Here is a 14041-nt window from a genome sequence, read left to right as displayed (position 1 = left end):
TCGGCTGCACGTCCGCTAGGCGGACCTTCCCACGTATTCTTTTTCAATCGTTTTCGCAAATCCCCGCCGCCAGAGCTGCCTGGGTGACCTCCGGGTCTTTCAAGGCATGTGCAGCTCTGGAGCATGGGTCTTTGCGGATGCACATAGAGGCAGACCCATGACCCAGGAAACCGGCGGATTCGCCGCTCTCGATCTTCATCCGAACATCGTTGCTGCCGTACTGGCCACAGGCTACGAAGAGCCTTCGGCCATCCAGCAACAGTCGATCCCGATCATCCTCGCCGGTCACGACATGATCGGCCAGGCGCAGACTGGCACCGGCAAGACCGCTGCCTTCGCCCTGCCGATCCTCAACAAGATCGACGTGAGCAAGCGCGAACCGCAAGCCCTGATCCTGGCGCCAACCCGTGAGTTGGCGCTGCAAGTCGCTACCGCTTTCGAAACCTACGCCAAGCAGATGCCGGGCGTGAATGTCGTGGCCGTCTACGGTGGTGCCCCCATGGGCCCGCAGTTGCGCGCCATCCGCAACGGCGCCCAGATCGTGGTCGCCACACCGGGCCGTCTGTGCGACCACCTGCGTCGTGACGAGAAAGTCCTGTCCACCGTTCAGTACCTGGTACTGGACGAAGCCGACGAGATGCTCAAGCTGGGCTTCATGGACGACCTCGAAGTGATCTTCGATGCCATCCCGGCCACGCGTCAGACCGTGCTGTTCTCCGCCACCCTGCCTTCGTCGATCCGCTCGATCGCCGAGCGTCACCTGCGCGAGCCCAAGCACGTCAAGATCCAGAGCAAGACCCAGACCGTCACCGCGATCGACCAGGCCCACCTGATGGTCCACGCCGACCAGAAGATCCCGGCCGTGCTGCGCCTGCTGGAAGTCGAGGAGTTCGACGCCCTGATCGCCTTCGTGCGCACCAAGCAGGCCACCCTGGACCTGGCCGCCGCGCTGGAAGCCAAGGGCTACAAGGCCGCCGCGCTGAACGGTGACATCGCCCAGAACCAGCGTGAGCGCGTGATCGATTCGCTCAAGGACGGTCGCCTGGACATCGTCGTCGCCACCGACGTCGCCGCTCGAGGCCTGGACGTACCGCGCATCACCCACGTGTTCAACGTGGACATGCCGTACGATCCGGAATCCTACGTGCACCGTATCGGCCGTACCGGCCGCGCCGGTCGTGAAGGCCGCGCCCTGTTGCTGGTAACGCCGCGTGAGCGCCGCATGCTGCAGGTGATCGAGCGCGTCACTGGCCAGAAGGTCGCCGAAGCCCGTCTGCCTGGTCCGCAGGCCGTACTGGACGCGCGCATCAAGAAACTGACCGCCAGCCTGGCACCGTTGGTGGCCGAAGCCGAAGCGACTCACGGCCAACTGTTCGACCGCCTGACCGCCGACCTGGGCTGCTCCGCCCGTGCCCTGTCCGCTGCGCTGCTGCGCAAGGCCACCAACGGCCAGTCGCTGGACCTGGCGTCGGTCGAGCGCGAGCAACCGCTGGTGCCGACCTTCGCCGCCCGTGAGCGTTCTTCCGAGCGCAGCGACCGTGGCGAGCGAAGCGAGCGTGGTGATCGCGAGCGTCGTGCACCGATGCCCCTGGCCGAAGGTCGCGTACGCTGCCGCACCGCCCTGGGTGCCCGTGACGGTATCGCCGCGAAGAACCTGCTCGGCGCCATCCTCAACGAGGGTGGTCTGGCGCGTGACGCGATCGGCCGTATCCAGGTGCGCGACAGCTTCAGCCTGGTCGAGCTGCCCGAAGATGGCCTGGAGCGTCTGCTGACCAAGCTCAAGGACACCCGAGTGGCCGGCAAGCAACTCAAGCTGCGCCGTTATCGCGAAGACTGAGCCTTGCGCTGATCAGACCCTTCACCAGGGTCTGTAGAGAAATCCGATGGCCGTTCGCGGCTGTCGGATTTTTTTTTGACCTTCGCCCGCCGATCACAGCGCTGGCCCGCCTGGCTCTGCCGTCATCCTGGGTTCGACGCATCAAGCCCGGGATCTGGCCAGTGCTCACGCGCCAGCTCGGCCACCACCTTGCGTATCCAGCGTTGCCCGCTGTGCCCGTGGTTGCGCGCGTGCCACAGCATGTCCACGGAAAAACCAGGCACGGGAAAAGGGCAGTCGACGATCTCGAGCCTGTCGCGGTCGCCACGCACCAGGCTTTCCGGCATCAGCGCCACGAAATCGGAATGGGCGACGATCTGCGGCACGAACAGAAACGAGGCCGCCGACAGCACGACATGGCGGCGGTAGCCCAGTGCGGCCAGACCCTCGTCGACCCCGGTAGCGAAGGCCCCACCGCCCAGCGATACGATCACATGCTCGAGCTGCGCGTACGCCTGCACGGTCAACGTCCGGCGCAATGCCGGATGCCCGTGCCTGCCGATCAGCACGTAGCGCTCGTCGAACAGATGCTGGCTGCGCAGGTTCGGTGAGCCCTGCAGCGGCGACATCAGGGCCAGGTCCACCTTGCCACTGGTCATCTGCTCTTCCAGTACCGAGGGGTCGAGGTGGCGCAGGGCCAGGCGGATGCCGGGCGCTCGCTCACGCAGCGCAAGCGCCAGCGGTTGGATCAGGGTCGCCTGCAGGTAGTCGGTACACGCGACGGTGACCGTGAGCCGAGCTTGCAGGGGATCGAAATGTCGGTGTTCGGCCAAGGTGCCACGGACCTGATCCAGGGCCAGGCGAAGCGGCGCCAGCAGCTCCAGCGCCTTGGCCGTCGGGATCATGCCGCGCTGCGCGGGCAGCAACAGGGGGTCGTCGAACAGGTCACGCAGGCGGCTCAGTTGCGCGCTCACCGCAGGCTGACTGAGGTGCAGGCGATTCGCCGCCTTGGTGACGTTACGCTCCGACAGCAGCGCTTCGAGGGTGACGAGCAGGTTCAGGTCGATGCGTCTGGTATCCATCGGCTGGATAGTACTGCAAAAAAAACCGAATTTCACAGATGCCAGCTCGCCCGGGAAACTGGCGCTCGGTTGCAGGCGAACGTCGCCGGCACTCATCTGGAGAGCTCACATGTCCACCTTACCGGACAAACCCCTGATCACCGTCGCCGGTGCATCCAGCAAACAGGGGCGCAGCGTGGCCACCACGCTGTTGGCCAGCGGTCGCTACCGCGTACGCGTACTTGGCCGGCGTGCCGACAGCGCGCCGATCCGCGCGTTGGTCGAGCAGGGCGCCGAAGCCATCGTGGTGCCTCTGGAACTGGGCCGTCAGGCCGAGCTCACGGCTGCGCTGCGGGGCTCTCACGGCGCCTTTCTGATGACGCCGCCCACCTTGCCCGTCGCACCGCCCGACCAGCCCGAGCTGGCATTGGGGCGAGAGCTTGCCGATGCGGCACATGCTGCGGGGGTTCGCCATGTGGTGTGGAGCGGACTGGAAAATGTGCAGGCACGCACCCAAGGCGCGCTGTGGGTGCCCCACTTCACTGAAAAAGCACAGGTCGAGGCGCATATCCGCAGCCTGCCCATGATCAGTTCGTTCGTCTATCTGGCGTTCTTCTACAGCAACTTTCAGGAGTATTACGTACCCCAGCGCAATTCAGACGGCAGCCTGACCTTTGCCATCTATCTGCCGCCGGATGTTCCGATGCCCTTCGTCGACCCCCTCACCGCAACGGGGCCGGCGGTACTGGAGATCTTCGACCATCCTCAGCGCTATGCCGGCAAAACCCTGCCCGTCATCGGCGAGATACTGACAGCGCGACAGATGGTCGACACCTTCACTCGGGTCTCGGGGTGCGAAGCCCGCTACGCCTCGGCCTACTCACGCGAAGAATTGCTGCGACACTTCCCTGCGTTCGCAGCGAACGAGTACCTGCTGCGTGAGTTGGTGGGCATGGTGGAGTACGCGGTGAGGTATGGCTATTACGCCCCCGAGCGTGACCTGGAGTGGAGCAGGACGATCGATTCGAATGCGCTCACCTGGGAAGAGTTCCTCCGTGCCACTCGATGGCGCGGGCAACCGGCAGGCTACGGAGCCTGACCGGAGCTTTCGTGCAGCACTCAGTCGAAGCGGTAGATGTCCATTCCCAGCGCGCCCAGGGTGAAACCCTGGTGCACGACAGCGAAGCGCTCGCCCGCGCCCATGGCGAAGAACAGCGGCAGCAAATGCTCGTCGCTGGGATGGTTGCGCACGGCATGCGGCGCCAGTTCCCGGTAGTCCAGCAGCGCCGCCGTATCGCCCTCGGTCAGGCGCTGCACCACCCAGTCACGGAAGCTGCGCGCCCAGGGTTCGATGCTGTCCGGTCCGGCGTGCCAGTCGAGTTCACCCAGGTTATGGGTGATGCTGCCCGAGCCCACCAGCAATACGCCCTGTTCGCGCAACCCGGACAACGCCTGGCCCACCTGCACTTGCAGTGCGGCACCTCGGTGGCTGGGCAGCGAGAGCTGGAGCACCGGAATGTCGGCCTCGGGGTACATCAGCGATAAAGGCACCCAGGCGCCATGGTCCAGTGGTCGTTGGTTGTCGAGGTGAGCCAGCAGTCCTGCCTGACCGAGCCGCTCGACGATCTCGCTGGCCAGTTGTGGACTGCCGGGGGCGGGATAACGCACCTCGTACAGCGCTGCAGGGAACCCCCGAAAGTCGTGCCACGTCTGCGGGCGAGGTGAACTCGTCACCACCAGCTCGCGGCTTTCCCAGTGCGCAGACACCACCAGGATCGCGCGTGGCCGGGGCAGCGCTGCCGCCAGGCTGGCGAGCGCCGGTCCACTGGCACCGTGGTGCAGCGCCAGCATCGGAGAGCCGTGGGAGATGAACAGACTGGGCAGCATGACAAGGTCCTGGAAGGTTAAGATGACTCCATCTTGGTCCAGCTTCACATCGATATTCAAACTAAGTTTTTCGCCCAATTGATCGAAGAAATGGGAGTAAATATGGAGCCAGCGTTCTGGCACAAGCGGTGGGCGGACAACCAGATCGGTTTTCATCAGCCCCAGGTCAACTCCGATCTGATCAGGAACTGGCCGACATTGCCGGCAGCCAGTCGCGTGTTCGTGCCGTTGTGCGGCAAGAGCCAGGACATGGCCTGGTTGGCCGGGCAGGGCTATCGAATACTGGGCGTCGAGCTGTCACGCAAGGCCGTCGAGGCCTTCTTCGACGAGCATCAACGGGTCGCCGAGGTCGAACGGCGCGGCGTGTTCGAGGTCTGGCGCAGCGGGCCGATCGAACTGTGGTGTGGCGACGTCTTCGCCTTGCAGCCGCAGGACCTGGCAGACTGCGCCGCTGTGTACGACCGCGCAGCGCTGATCGCCTTGCCCGAGGCCCTGCGCAAGCGCTATCTGGAACTGCTGTGTGCCTGTCTGCCACACCATTGCCAAGGCTTGCTGATCACCTTGGAATACGATCAGTCTCGGGTGGAGGGGCCACCGTTCTCGGTGACCGAAACTGAGGTGAGAGCGGGGCTTGGGGCATGGGAAATCACCGAGCTTCAGGCGCCTGAAACGCTCGACAGCAGTCCCAAGTTCCAGGCTGCGGGGGTGCCCAGCTTGATCGAGCGGGTCTATCGCCTGGAGCGTCCTGGTCACTGAGACTGGTCTGTGCCCGCCTTTCTGGCGGGCGAAGAAAAGGGCGACCGGGGTCGCCCTTGGTGAACGCTCGCCGTATCAGCCGCGGCGACGCAGGGCGTCGATACGGTCTTCCAGCGGCGGGTGGCTCATCAACAGCCCGGCCAGGCCCTGCTTCAAACCGCCGTTGATGCCGAACGCCTTGAGCGTGTCCGGCATGTGCACCGGCATGCCCTGCTCGGAGCGCAGGCGTTGCAGGGCGGCGATCATGGCGCCGGTGCCGGCCAGTCGGGCACCGGCTTCGTCTGCGCGGTACTCGCGGCGGCGCGAGAACCACATGACGATGATGCTGGCCAGGATACCGAGGATCAGCTCGGCGACGATGGTCGCGATGTAGTAGGCGATACCCTGGCCTTCTTCGTTCTTGAACACCACCTTGTCGACGAAGTTGCCGATGATGCGTGCGAAGAACATCACGAAGGTGTTCACCACGCCCTGCACCAGGGCCAGGGTGACCATGTCGCCGTTGGCGACGTGCCCGATCTCGTGCGCCAGCACCGCCCGTACCTCGTCCCGGGAGAAGCGCTCCAGCAGGCCCTGGGACACGGCCACCAGCGCGTCGTTGCGGTTCCAGCCGGTAGCGAAGGCGTTGGCTTCGTAGGCAGGGAAGACGCCCACCTCGGGCATCTTGATCCCGGCCTCGCGCGACAGCTCCTCGACGGTTTGCAGCAGCCACTGTTCATGGTGGGTGCGCGGCTGGGTGATGATCTGGGTGCCGGTGGTCATCTTCGCCATCCACTTGGAGATGAACAGCGAGACCAGCGAGCCGGCGAACCCGAACACGGCGCAGAAGACCAGCAGACGACTCAGGTCCAGGTCGACGCCGTTGGCGGCCATGAAACCGTTGAAGCCGAACAGGCTGAGGGTAATGCTTGCAACCAGCACCACCGCAAGGTTGGTGGCCACAAACAACAGAATGCGCATCATGGTTGTTACGTTCTCCTGACGGATGAAAATGTCGCTTTGCTGCGGGGTATATAAGGTGACCGCTCGGGGGATTCAACAGGCCGACTATTTCAAACTGTGTACCTGGCAGTCTGCCAGACAGCCCAAGCGCTACCGGAGGTAGACCGTTGCAGGATGTAAGAATTCATCCAGGGGGGAGGTAGCAAACGCTTGATGGCGCCTTTCCAGAAGGCGCCATCAACGTAGGAAAACTTACTGGACTGACTGGAGCTGGACTTACTGGGAGTAGGTGCGCAGGAAATTGCCGATGCGTCCGATGGCTTGTTCGAGATCATCGACGCGGGGCAGCGTGACCACGCGGAAGTGGTCCGGCCATGGCCAGTTGAAGGCGGTACCCTGGACGATCAGCAGCTTCTCCGACAGCAGCAGGTCGAGCACGAACTTCTCGTCGTTGTGGATCGGGCAGACCTTGGGATCGATTCTCGGGAAGGCATACAGCGCACCCATGGGTTTGACGCAGCTGACCCCGGGAATGTCGTTGAGCAGTTCATAGGTGCGGTTGCGCTGCTCGAGCAGGCGGCCCGGCGGCAGGACCAGGTCGTTGATGCTCTGGTAGCCGCCCAGGGCGGTCTGGATCGCGTGCTGGGCCGGCACGTTGGCACACAGGCGCATGTTGGCCAGCATGTCGATGCCTTCGATATAGCTGTGGGCAGTGTGCTTGGGACCGGAAATGATCAGCCAGCCGGAGCGGAAGCCTGCCACTCGATAGGACTTGGACAGGCCGTTGAAGGTCAGGCACAGCAGGTCCGGGGCCAGCGCAGCGGTGCTGATGTGCACCGCTTCGTCGTACAGGATCTTGTCGTAGATCTCGTCGGAGAACACCACCAGATTGTGCTGACGGGCCAGCTCCAGCATGCCCAGCAGCAGCTCCCTGGAGTACACCGCACCCGTGGGGTTGTTCGGGTTGATGATCACCAGCGCCTTGGTGTTCGGAGTGATCTTGGCCTTGATGTCGTCCAGGTCGGGGAACCAGTCGGCCTGCTCGTCGCACAGGTAATGCACCGGCTTGCCGCCTGCCAGGCTGACCGCAGCGGTCCACAGCGGGTAGTCGGGCGCCGGAATCAGCACTTCGTCGTTGTTGTTCAGCAGCGCCTGCATCGACATCACGATCAGCTCGGACACGCCGTTGCCCAGGTAGATGTCCTCGATGCCGACGCCTTCGATCTGCTTCTGCTGGCAGTACTGCATCACCGCCTTGCGCGCGCTGAACAAGCCCTTGGAGTCACTGTAGCCCTGGGCGGTCGGCAGGTTGCGGATCACATCCTGGAGAATCTCGTCCGGCGCCTCGAAGCCAAACGGCGCCGGATTGCCGATGTTCAGCTTGAGGATGCGCTGGCCTTCCTCCTCCAGTCGTTTGGCGTGCTTGAGCACCGGGCCGCGAATGTCGTAGCAGACATTGGCGAGCTTGTTCGATTTGCTGAACTGCATGATGTGATCCCGAATGGATAAGTCGCGGGGCGCGCGCGTCTAAGGGTTTGAAAAGGACGAGGCGCGAGTGCCAGACTGAACGCCTGCACACAAGCCGACTAATATACGTGCCACCCGCGCCAGGGAAAAGCCGGCGCAGGGTGAAATTCAGCCTGCCGAGGTTCAGCCATGCAAAAGATCGACAAAACCCTGGAAGAATGGCGCGAGATGCTCGATCCCGCGCAGTATCAGGTCTGCCGCCTGAAGGGCACCGAGCGGCCGTTCACCGGCAAGTACAACGGCGAAAAGCGTGCCGGCATCTATCATTGCATCTGCTGTGGCCTGGCGCTGTTCGACTCGCGTAGCAAGTTCGATTCCGGTTGCGGCTGGCCGAGCTTCCATTCCCCGATCGAGCAGAGCGCGATGATCGAGATACGCGATACGTCCCACGGCATGATCCGCACCGAGGTCACCTGTGCCCAGTGCGATGCGCACCTGGGCCACGTGTTCCCCGATGGGCCGCCGCCGACCGGGCTGCGCTACTGCATCAATTCGGTGTGCCTGGATTTCGAGCCGCGCGATGAAGGGGCGCCGTCATGACCGATGCGCTGCTGGAGATTCCCTGCGTCACCCTCCAGGGCGAGCAGAAAACCCTGGGGGACTTCGCCGGCAAGGCTGTGCTGGTGGTCAATACCGCCAGCCAGTGTGGCTTCACGCCCCAGTACCAGGGGTTGGAGGCACTGTGGAAGCAATACGCCGGTCAGGGCCTGACGGTGCTGGGCTTTCCCTGCAACCAGTTCGGCAAGCAGGAACCGGGCGAGGCCAAGGAGATCGCGCAGTTCTGCTCGCTGAATTTCGGCGTGAGCTTCCCGCTGTTTCGCAAGATCGAAGTCAACGGGCCGGGCGCCCATCCCTTGTTCGCCGAGCTCAAGCGCCGGGCGCCAGGCGTGCTGGGCACGCAGAAGATCAAATGGAATTTCACCAAGTTCCTGCTCAACCCGGCCACCGGCAAGGTTCAGCGCTACGCGCCCACCACCAAGCCGCAAGCCCTGCAGGCGGACATCGAACGGCTGCTCAACCGCTGAGGGGCACCCACTGGTCGATCAAGGCTTGGAGTTCCTCCCGCCGAAAAGGCTTGGCCAGGTAATCGTCCATGCCGGCGGCGCGGCAGCGTTCGCGCTCCTCCGGCATGGCGTTGGCGGTCAGGGCCACGATCGGCAGTCGTGGCCAGCGCCCGTCCTGGCGGATGCGTCGACTGGCCTCGTAGCCGTCCATCACCGGCATGTTGCAGTCCATCAGCACCAGGTCGAAACGCTCGTGTTCGAGGATCTGCATCGCCTCGCCGCCGTGGGCGGCGACCTGCACGTGGCAACCCAGTTTGCCGAGCATGCCGATGGCCACCAGCTGGTTCACCGGATTGTCCTCCACCAGCAGGATCCGTGCGCGCCCTGTCGGCGATTGGGCGGCGCCGGCGGGCAGGGCGCTGCCACTGTCGCCTTGCAGGGTGCGGCGCAAGCACTGATAGAGCGTATTGCGCGCCAAGGGGCGTGCCAGTTGCTGCAAGGGCGCCATGGGCAGCGCTTGTTCGGCCGCGAGGAAATTGCCGTAGGCGGTGATCAGCAGAATCGGTGAGCGGGTGCGCCTGCGCAGTGTGTGCAGCTGCTGGGCATCGTCGCAGATGATCAGGTTCACCGCCGCGCCAGCGATGTCCTCGACCCGGTCGCAGCGGCTGTAGTCCAGGCCCCAGCGCGGCAGCAGCCGCTCGAGCAACTCGGCCAGGCCGCTGCCGGCATCGGTCAGCGCCTCGATACGGCCACGCAGTGCCGGTGGCGGGTTGGCCTCCAGGTGGGCAGGCAGGGGCAGATCGGCCCTGAAGCGGCTGCCGAAACCCATCTGCGACTCGATGGTCAGCTGGCCGTTCATCGCGGTACACAGGTTGCGCGTCAGCGTCAGCCCCAGCCCGGTGCCGCCATACTGGCGGGTGATACCGGCACCGGCCTGGGTGAAAGGCTGGAAGATCCGCACCTGGGCGTCCTCGGGGATGCCGATGCCAGTGTCCGACACTTCCAGGCGAACACCGCCGACGAACGTCGACAGGCGCACGTCGACTCGCCCGAAACGGGTGAACTTGAGCGCGTTGGCCAGCAGGTTGCTGACGATCTGCCGCACGCGGGTCGGATCGCCCAGCACGCTGGCCGGAAAATCCGCTGCGATCAGGCAGGTCAGTTCGACGTTGGCCGCGGCATTCTGCGACAGCAGGCTGGCGGTATCTTCCAGCAGCATGGCCAGGTCGAAGGGAATCCGTTCGAGCTCCAGCTGGCCTGCATCGAACTTGGACAGGTCGAGGATATCGTTGAGCAGCTCGACCAGCACCTTGCCCGAGTCATGGGCGATCGCCAACTGCTGGCGCTGTTCGCTGGTCAGGCCGCTGTCCAGTGCCAGGGCGAGCATGCCGAGCATGCCGTTGAGCGGGGTACGGATCTCGTGGCTCATGTTGGCCAGGAATGCGGCGCGCGCGTGGGCCATGTCCAGTGCACGACGCCGGGCCTCTTCCAGCTCTTCGTTGGAGCGGCTCAGGCGGCTGTTGCTGGCCTTGAGTTCGTCGGTGCGCGCCGAGACGATGCTTTCCAGTTCGTTGAGGTACTGCGTCAGGCGATTTTCAGCGCTGCGCCGCTGCTGGATTTCGGTGGCCATGCTGACGAACTGCTGATTGGCGACCTTCACCAGCACCCCGATCTCATCGTTCTCGTGGCCGCTCGGACATTCCAGGCGAGCCTGCCCCGAGGCGCGTGGGTCGCGGTTGCTGAGCGCACTGATCACCTTGACCAGCGGTTGGGTCAGCATGAAGTAGAACAGTCCCAGCAGAATGCCGGTCAGCACCAGGCTGCGGGCGAAACCGTTGAGCAGGGTGATGCCGGCGCGTTCCAGAAAGCGGCCGCCGAAGGCATAGGTGTCGACGTCCAGGTACAGGGTGCCCAGGTAGTCGGCGGGCATGTGGGCGAGGTAGAGCGCATCCTTGAACTGGCGCTGCTCGCCGAACAGGAAATCGCTCAAGGCGCGGTAGCGGTCATCCCGGCGCGGACGGCTGACATCGGCGAGCACGGTCTGGTTGTTGTCGATCAGCCGAGCCCGTACCACCGAGGGCGAGCGCAGCAGCCCGCGGGTGAGCTCCTGGGCCAGCTCGGCGTCGATGTTGTAGGCGATGCGTGAAGCCGGGTCGTGACTTATTTGCAGCAACGCCTGCACTTCGCGGTTGATGGACGCGTCTTCGCTGGCATAATCGATGCCGATCTGGATGAGACTGAGCAACGTACCCAGGATGAAGCCGACCAGGACTGTCAGCCGGGCTTGCTTGTAAGACAGGCGATTGGTGAACGTGATATCCATGCTTCCCGAGCCGGTTCCATGCCGCTTGCGCTGCGCAAGCATAGCCGATCGGCCTCGGCTGCTGGCGGGTCTGTCTGTTCATTTCAGTTGATTCGCTGGCAGGTCGGCTTGCAGCCTGCCTCACTGAAATCCGTAGGAGTCGTCATGGATCCCCGCTTGAATGCTTTCCTGGAGCGCGCCGAATCGGTACTGGCGCGCCTCGAACCCTTGTTGCCCGCTCCTCGTGAGCCCATCGACTGGCGCGACACCCTGGCCGCGCGCTGGCAGCGCGATGGCCGCAGTGGCTACCTCATGCCGTTGCAGGTGAGCCTGGACCTGCGCCTGTCCGATCTGATCGGTGTGGATCAGCAGCGCGAGCAACTGGGGCGCAACACCCACCAGTTTCTCCAGGGCATGCCCGCCAACCATGCGTTGCTCTGGGGCTCGCGCGGCACCGGCAAGTCGTCGCTGGTGCGAGCGCTGCTGGCCGAACATGCCCAGCAGGGGCTGCGCCTGATCGAGATCGAGCGCGACCACCTGGCCGACCTGCCGCGTGTGGTCGAGCAACTGCAGGGCCACGAGCAGCGCTTCGTCCTGTTCTGCGACGATCTGTCCTTCGAGGCCGGGGAGGGAGATTACCGCGTGCTCAAGAGCGTGCTCGATGGCTCCCTGGAACAGGCGCCCGACAACGTGCTGCTCTACGCCACCTCCAACCGTCGACACCTGGTGCCGGAAAAGGAAAGCGACAACGAAAACTGGCAGCGAGTCGACGGCGAACTGCACCCCAGCGAGGCGGTCGAGGACAAGATCGCGCTGTCCGACCGCTTCGGCCTGTGGCTCTCGTTCTACCCCTTCACCCAGGCGCATTTCCTCGACGTGGTCGAGCACTGGATCGGTCAGCTCGCCGCGCGTGCCGGGCTGACCTGGCAGCGCACCGAGGCACTGGACATTCTCGCCACCCGCTGGGCGACCGGGCGTGGCAACCGTAACGGCCGATGTGCCTACCAGTTCGCCCGCTACTGGGTCGGACTGCAATTGCTGGAGCAGAACCCATGATCGACCTCAACGCCAGTGGCCAAGGCCTCGACGGCTATGCACTGCTGGCCGCGCAAGTCCAGGCGCTGTTCGCCGACGAGCGCGACTTCATCGCCAACGCCGCGCAGTTCTCGGCGTTTCTCTATCATCAGGTCGATGACCTGAACTGGGCCGGCTTCTATCTCAATCGGCATGAGCAACTGCTGCTCGGCCCGTTCCAGGGGCAGGTGGCGTGCGTACGCATCCCATTCGACAAAGGGGTCTGCGGTGCGGCAGCCGCCACGCGCACCACGCAGCGAGTCGACGACGTGCACGCCTTTGCTGGGCACATCGCCTGTGACAGTGCCTCGAACAGCGAGCTGGTGATCCCGTTGGTGAAGGAGGGCAGGCTGATCGGCGTCCTGGATCTGGACAGCCCCACCCCTGCGCGCTTCAGCGAAGCCGATCAACGCGGCCTGGAGCACCTGGCTGCGCTGTTCCTGGAATTGACCGATTGCTGAAAACGACAAGGGCCGCAGCGCGGCCCTTTTCATTCGGTGGACGGATCAATCGTAGATCACGCGTTTCTTCCAGGTTTCGTCTTCGTCGGTCTTGAGGCCTTCGGTCAGGGCGTTCTGCTCGTCCTCGGCCGGCTCCATCTGGTCCAGTACCTGGGCATTGGCCCGCGCCAGCAGTTTCTCCAGGTAGGTGAGCTGCTCTTCATACTGCTTGGGTTCGGGCTGCTTGCGCAGGTACTGCACGCCGCGCTCGAAGGCCAGCCGTGCCTGGCCTGGCTGGCCCTGCTGCAAGGCCTGCTGTCCCAGGTTGTTGAAGAACTCGATGTGCAGCAGCACCAGGATGTGGCGGATTTCCTTGACCCAGTACTTGCCTTCATTGGACTGCAGGAAATTTTCCTGGGTCGCACGCACGATCTGGTTGTGCAGCGATTCCAGCAGGAAACGCACGTCCTTGGCCTTGGCTTCGGTCTGGATCGGCGTAGGCGGATTGTTCACCGGCAATTTGTCGCCCAGGGCGATCAACGCTTCGAGCTCGCCGATACGCGCCTTGATATCACCGTTCTGCTTGTCCAGCGCCAGCTGGCGCTGGTTGATGTTCAGCTCCAGGCGGGCGAGAAGCAGCTTGAGCGCCGGGCTCATCAACTGGCCGGGAAACGTCTCGGTGATTTCGCCGCAGCGACGCAGGCGGTCGGCGAGTTCGATCTTCAGGCGCGTGCGCTCGAGCTTGGCGTTCTCCACGACATTGTTGAGGTAGCCGATCACGATCAGCAACGCGATACCCGCCACGATGAGCAGGGTGATCAGAAGTGGTGTCACCGTTAACGCCTCATGAAGAAGTTTTGCATCGTTGAGTGTAGTGAGTCCGTCCGCACGCGAACAGGGTGGCCGATGAGCCGCCTGTTGCAGGCCTGCACTCCGTTGTCGGCACGCGCGCGAAAAACTGCAGTGCTGGCAATGTGCAGCGAGCTTGCCGGGGTGCCGTCAGAAAAGCAACGTCAAACCCCGGGCACGGTGTCGGCACCGCTGCCGAAACACCGGAAGTCATTGATTTAGATAAATTTCCATAAAGGGGTTGACGAGCTGGCGACCCATCCCTAGAATGCGCGCCACTTGCAGCGTAAAGCGCTCGGCGCGACGCGGCAGGCAGTGAAAAGTTGTAGCGTGTCCCCTTCGTCTAGTGGCCTAGGACACCGCCCTTTCACGGCGGTAACAGG

12 protein-coding genes and 1 pseudogene are annotated in these 14041 nt (G+C 64.0%); 7 read left to right on the top strand and 6 right to left on the bottom strand.

Annotated elements, in window-relative coordinates; translation table 11 throughout:
• The first annotated feature begins 123 nt into the window (after window positions 1-123).
• Window positions 124-1837, top strand: a pseudogene (locus tag IAE34_RS22825) (DEAD/DEAH box helicase).
• Between the two features lie 122 nt (window positions 1838-1959).
• Here IAE34_RS22825 and IAE34_RS22820 read toward each other — a convergent pair.
• Window positions 1960-2898, bottom strand: coding sequence for a LysR family transcriptional regulator (locus IAE34_RS22820; protein ID WP_200141226.1), 939 nt, complete (start codon window positions 2896-2898; stop codon window positions 1960-1962).
• Window positions 2899-3007: 109 nt separating this feature from the next.
• Here IAE34_RS22820 and IAE34_RS22815 point away from each other — a divergent pair, with 109 nt between their 5' ends.
• Entirely contained in the window at window positions 3008-3976 is a 969-nt protein-coding gene (locus IAE34_RS22815) for an NmrA/HSCARG family protein (protein WP_200141225.1), read from the top strand.
• Between the two features lie 20 nt (window positions 3977-3996).
• On the opposite strand, the gene IAE34_RS22810 is transcribed toward IAE34_RS22815, so the two are convergent.
• Window positions 3997-4764 carry a DODA-type extradiol aromatic ring-opening family dioxygenase gene (locus tag IAE34_RS22810; protein WP_200141224.1) on the bottom strand — a complete coding sequence of 256 codons (768 nt, stop codon included), beginning with the start codon at window positions 4762-4764 and terminating at the stop codon, window positions 3997-3999.
• A 102-nt stretch (window positions 4765-4866) separates the two neighbouring features.
• On the opposite strand from IAE34_RS22810, the gene IAE34_RS22805 reads away from it, so the two are divergent.
• Complete coding sequence (locus IAE34_RS22805) at window positions 4867-5520, top strand: thiopurine S-methyltransferase (RefSeq protein ID WP_200141223.1); 654 nt, start codon at window positions 4867-4869, stop codon at window positions 5518-5520.
• Window positions 5521-5595: 75 nt separating this feature from the next.
• On the opposite strand, the gene htpX is transcribed toward IAE34_RS22805, so the two are convergent.
• Together htpX and IAE34_RS22795 are read right to left on the bottom strand one after the other, a co-directional pair.
• Window positions 5596-6483, bottom strand: a complete 888-nt coding sequence (gene htpX / locus IAE34_RS22800) for a protease HtpX (RefSeq protein ID WP_200141222.1) — start codon at window positions 6481-6483, stop codon at window positions 5596-5598.
• Between the two features lie 255 nt (window positions 6484-6738).
• Window positions 6739-7950, bottom strand: coding sequence for a pyridoxal phosphate-dependent aminotransferase (locus IAE34_RS22795; RefSeq protein WP_200141221.1), 1212 nt, complete (start codon window positions 7948-7950; stop codon window positions 6739-6741).
• Between the two features lie 168 nt (window positions 7951-8118).
• Here IAE34_RS22795 and msrB point away from each other — a divergent pair, with 168 nt between their 5' ends.
• Window positions 8119-8529: a peptide-methionine (R)-S-oxide reductase MsrB gene (msrB, locus tag IAE34_RS22790; protein WP_200141220.1), complete on the top strand. Its 411-nt coding sequence runs from the start codon at window positions 8119-8121 to the stop codon at window positions 8527-8529.
• On the top strand, window positions 8526-9014 hold the full coding sequence (locus IAE34_RS22785) for a glutathione peroxidase (RefSeq protein ID WP_200141219.1): 489 nt from the start codon (window positions 8526-8528) through the stop codon (window positions 9012-9014). Before msrB ends, IAE34_RS22785 begins: the two co-directional genes overlap by 4 nt.
• Here the strand turns inward: IAE34_RS22785 and IAE34_RS22780 are convergent.
• Window positions 9004-11358: a hybrid sensor histidine kinase/response regulator gene (locus IAE34_RS22780; protein WP_200141218.1), complete on the bottom strand. Its 2355-nt coding sequence runs from the start codon at window positions 11356-11358 to the stop codon at window positions 9004-9006. The two genes, IAE34_RS22785 and IAE34_RS22780, sit on opposite strands and share 11 nt — an antisense overlap.
• 102 nt (window positions 11359-11460) lie before the next feature.
• Between IAE34_RS22780 and IAE34_RS22775 the strand changes: the two genes are divergently transcribed.
• Both IAE34_RS22775 and IAE34_RS22770 read left to right on the top strand, forming a co-directional pair.
• Entirely contained in the window at window positions 11461-12351 is an 891-nt protein-coding gene (locus IAE34_RS22775) for an ATP-binding protein (RefSeq protein WP_200141217.1), read from the top strand.
• On the top strand, window positions 12348-12830 hold the full coding sequence (locus tag IAE34_RS22770; RefSeq protein WP_200141216.1) for a GAF domain-containing protein: 483 nt from the start codon (window positions 12348-12350) through the stop codon (window positions 12828-12830). The genes IAE34_RS22775 and IAE34_RS22770 overlap by 4 nt, the downstream gene beginning before the upstream one ends.
• A 45-nt stretch (window positions 12831-12875) precedes the next feature.
• Here the strand turns inward: IAE34_RS22770 and IAE34_RS22765 are convergent, their stop codons facing one another.
• A complete protein-coding gene (locus IAE34_RS22765; protein WP_200141215.1) occupies window positions 12876-13643 on the bottom strand; it encodes a hypothetical protein in 768 nt (255 codons plus the stop codon).
• Window positions 13644-14041 lie beyond the last annotated feature (398 nt).

Origin of the sequence: Pseudomonas sp. S30, assembly GCF_016518545.1 — a bacterium.
Taxonomy (GTDB): Bacteria; Pseudomonadota; Gammaproteobacteria; order Pseudomonadales; family Pseudomonadaceae; genus Aquipseudomonas.
The sequence above is the reverse complement of the archived record's forward strand: the minus strand, read 5'-3'. Positions and strand labels throughout refer to the sequence as shown.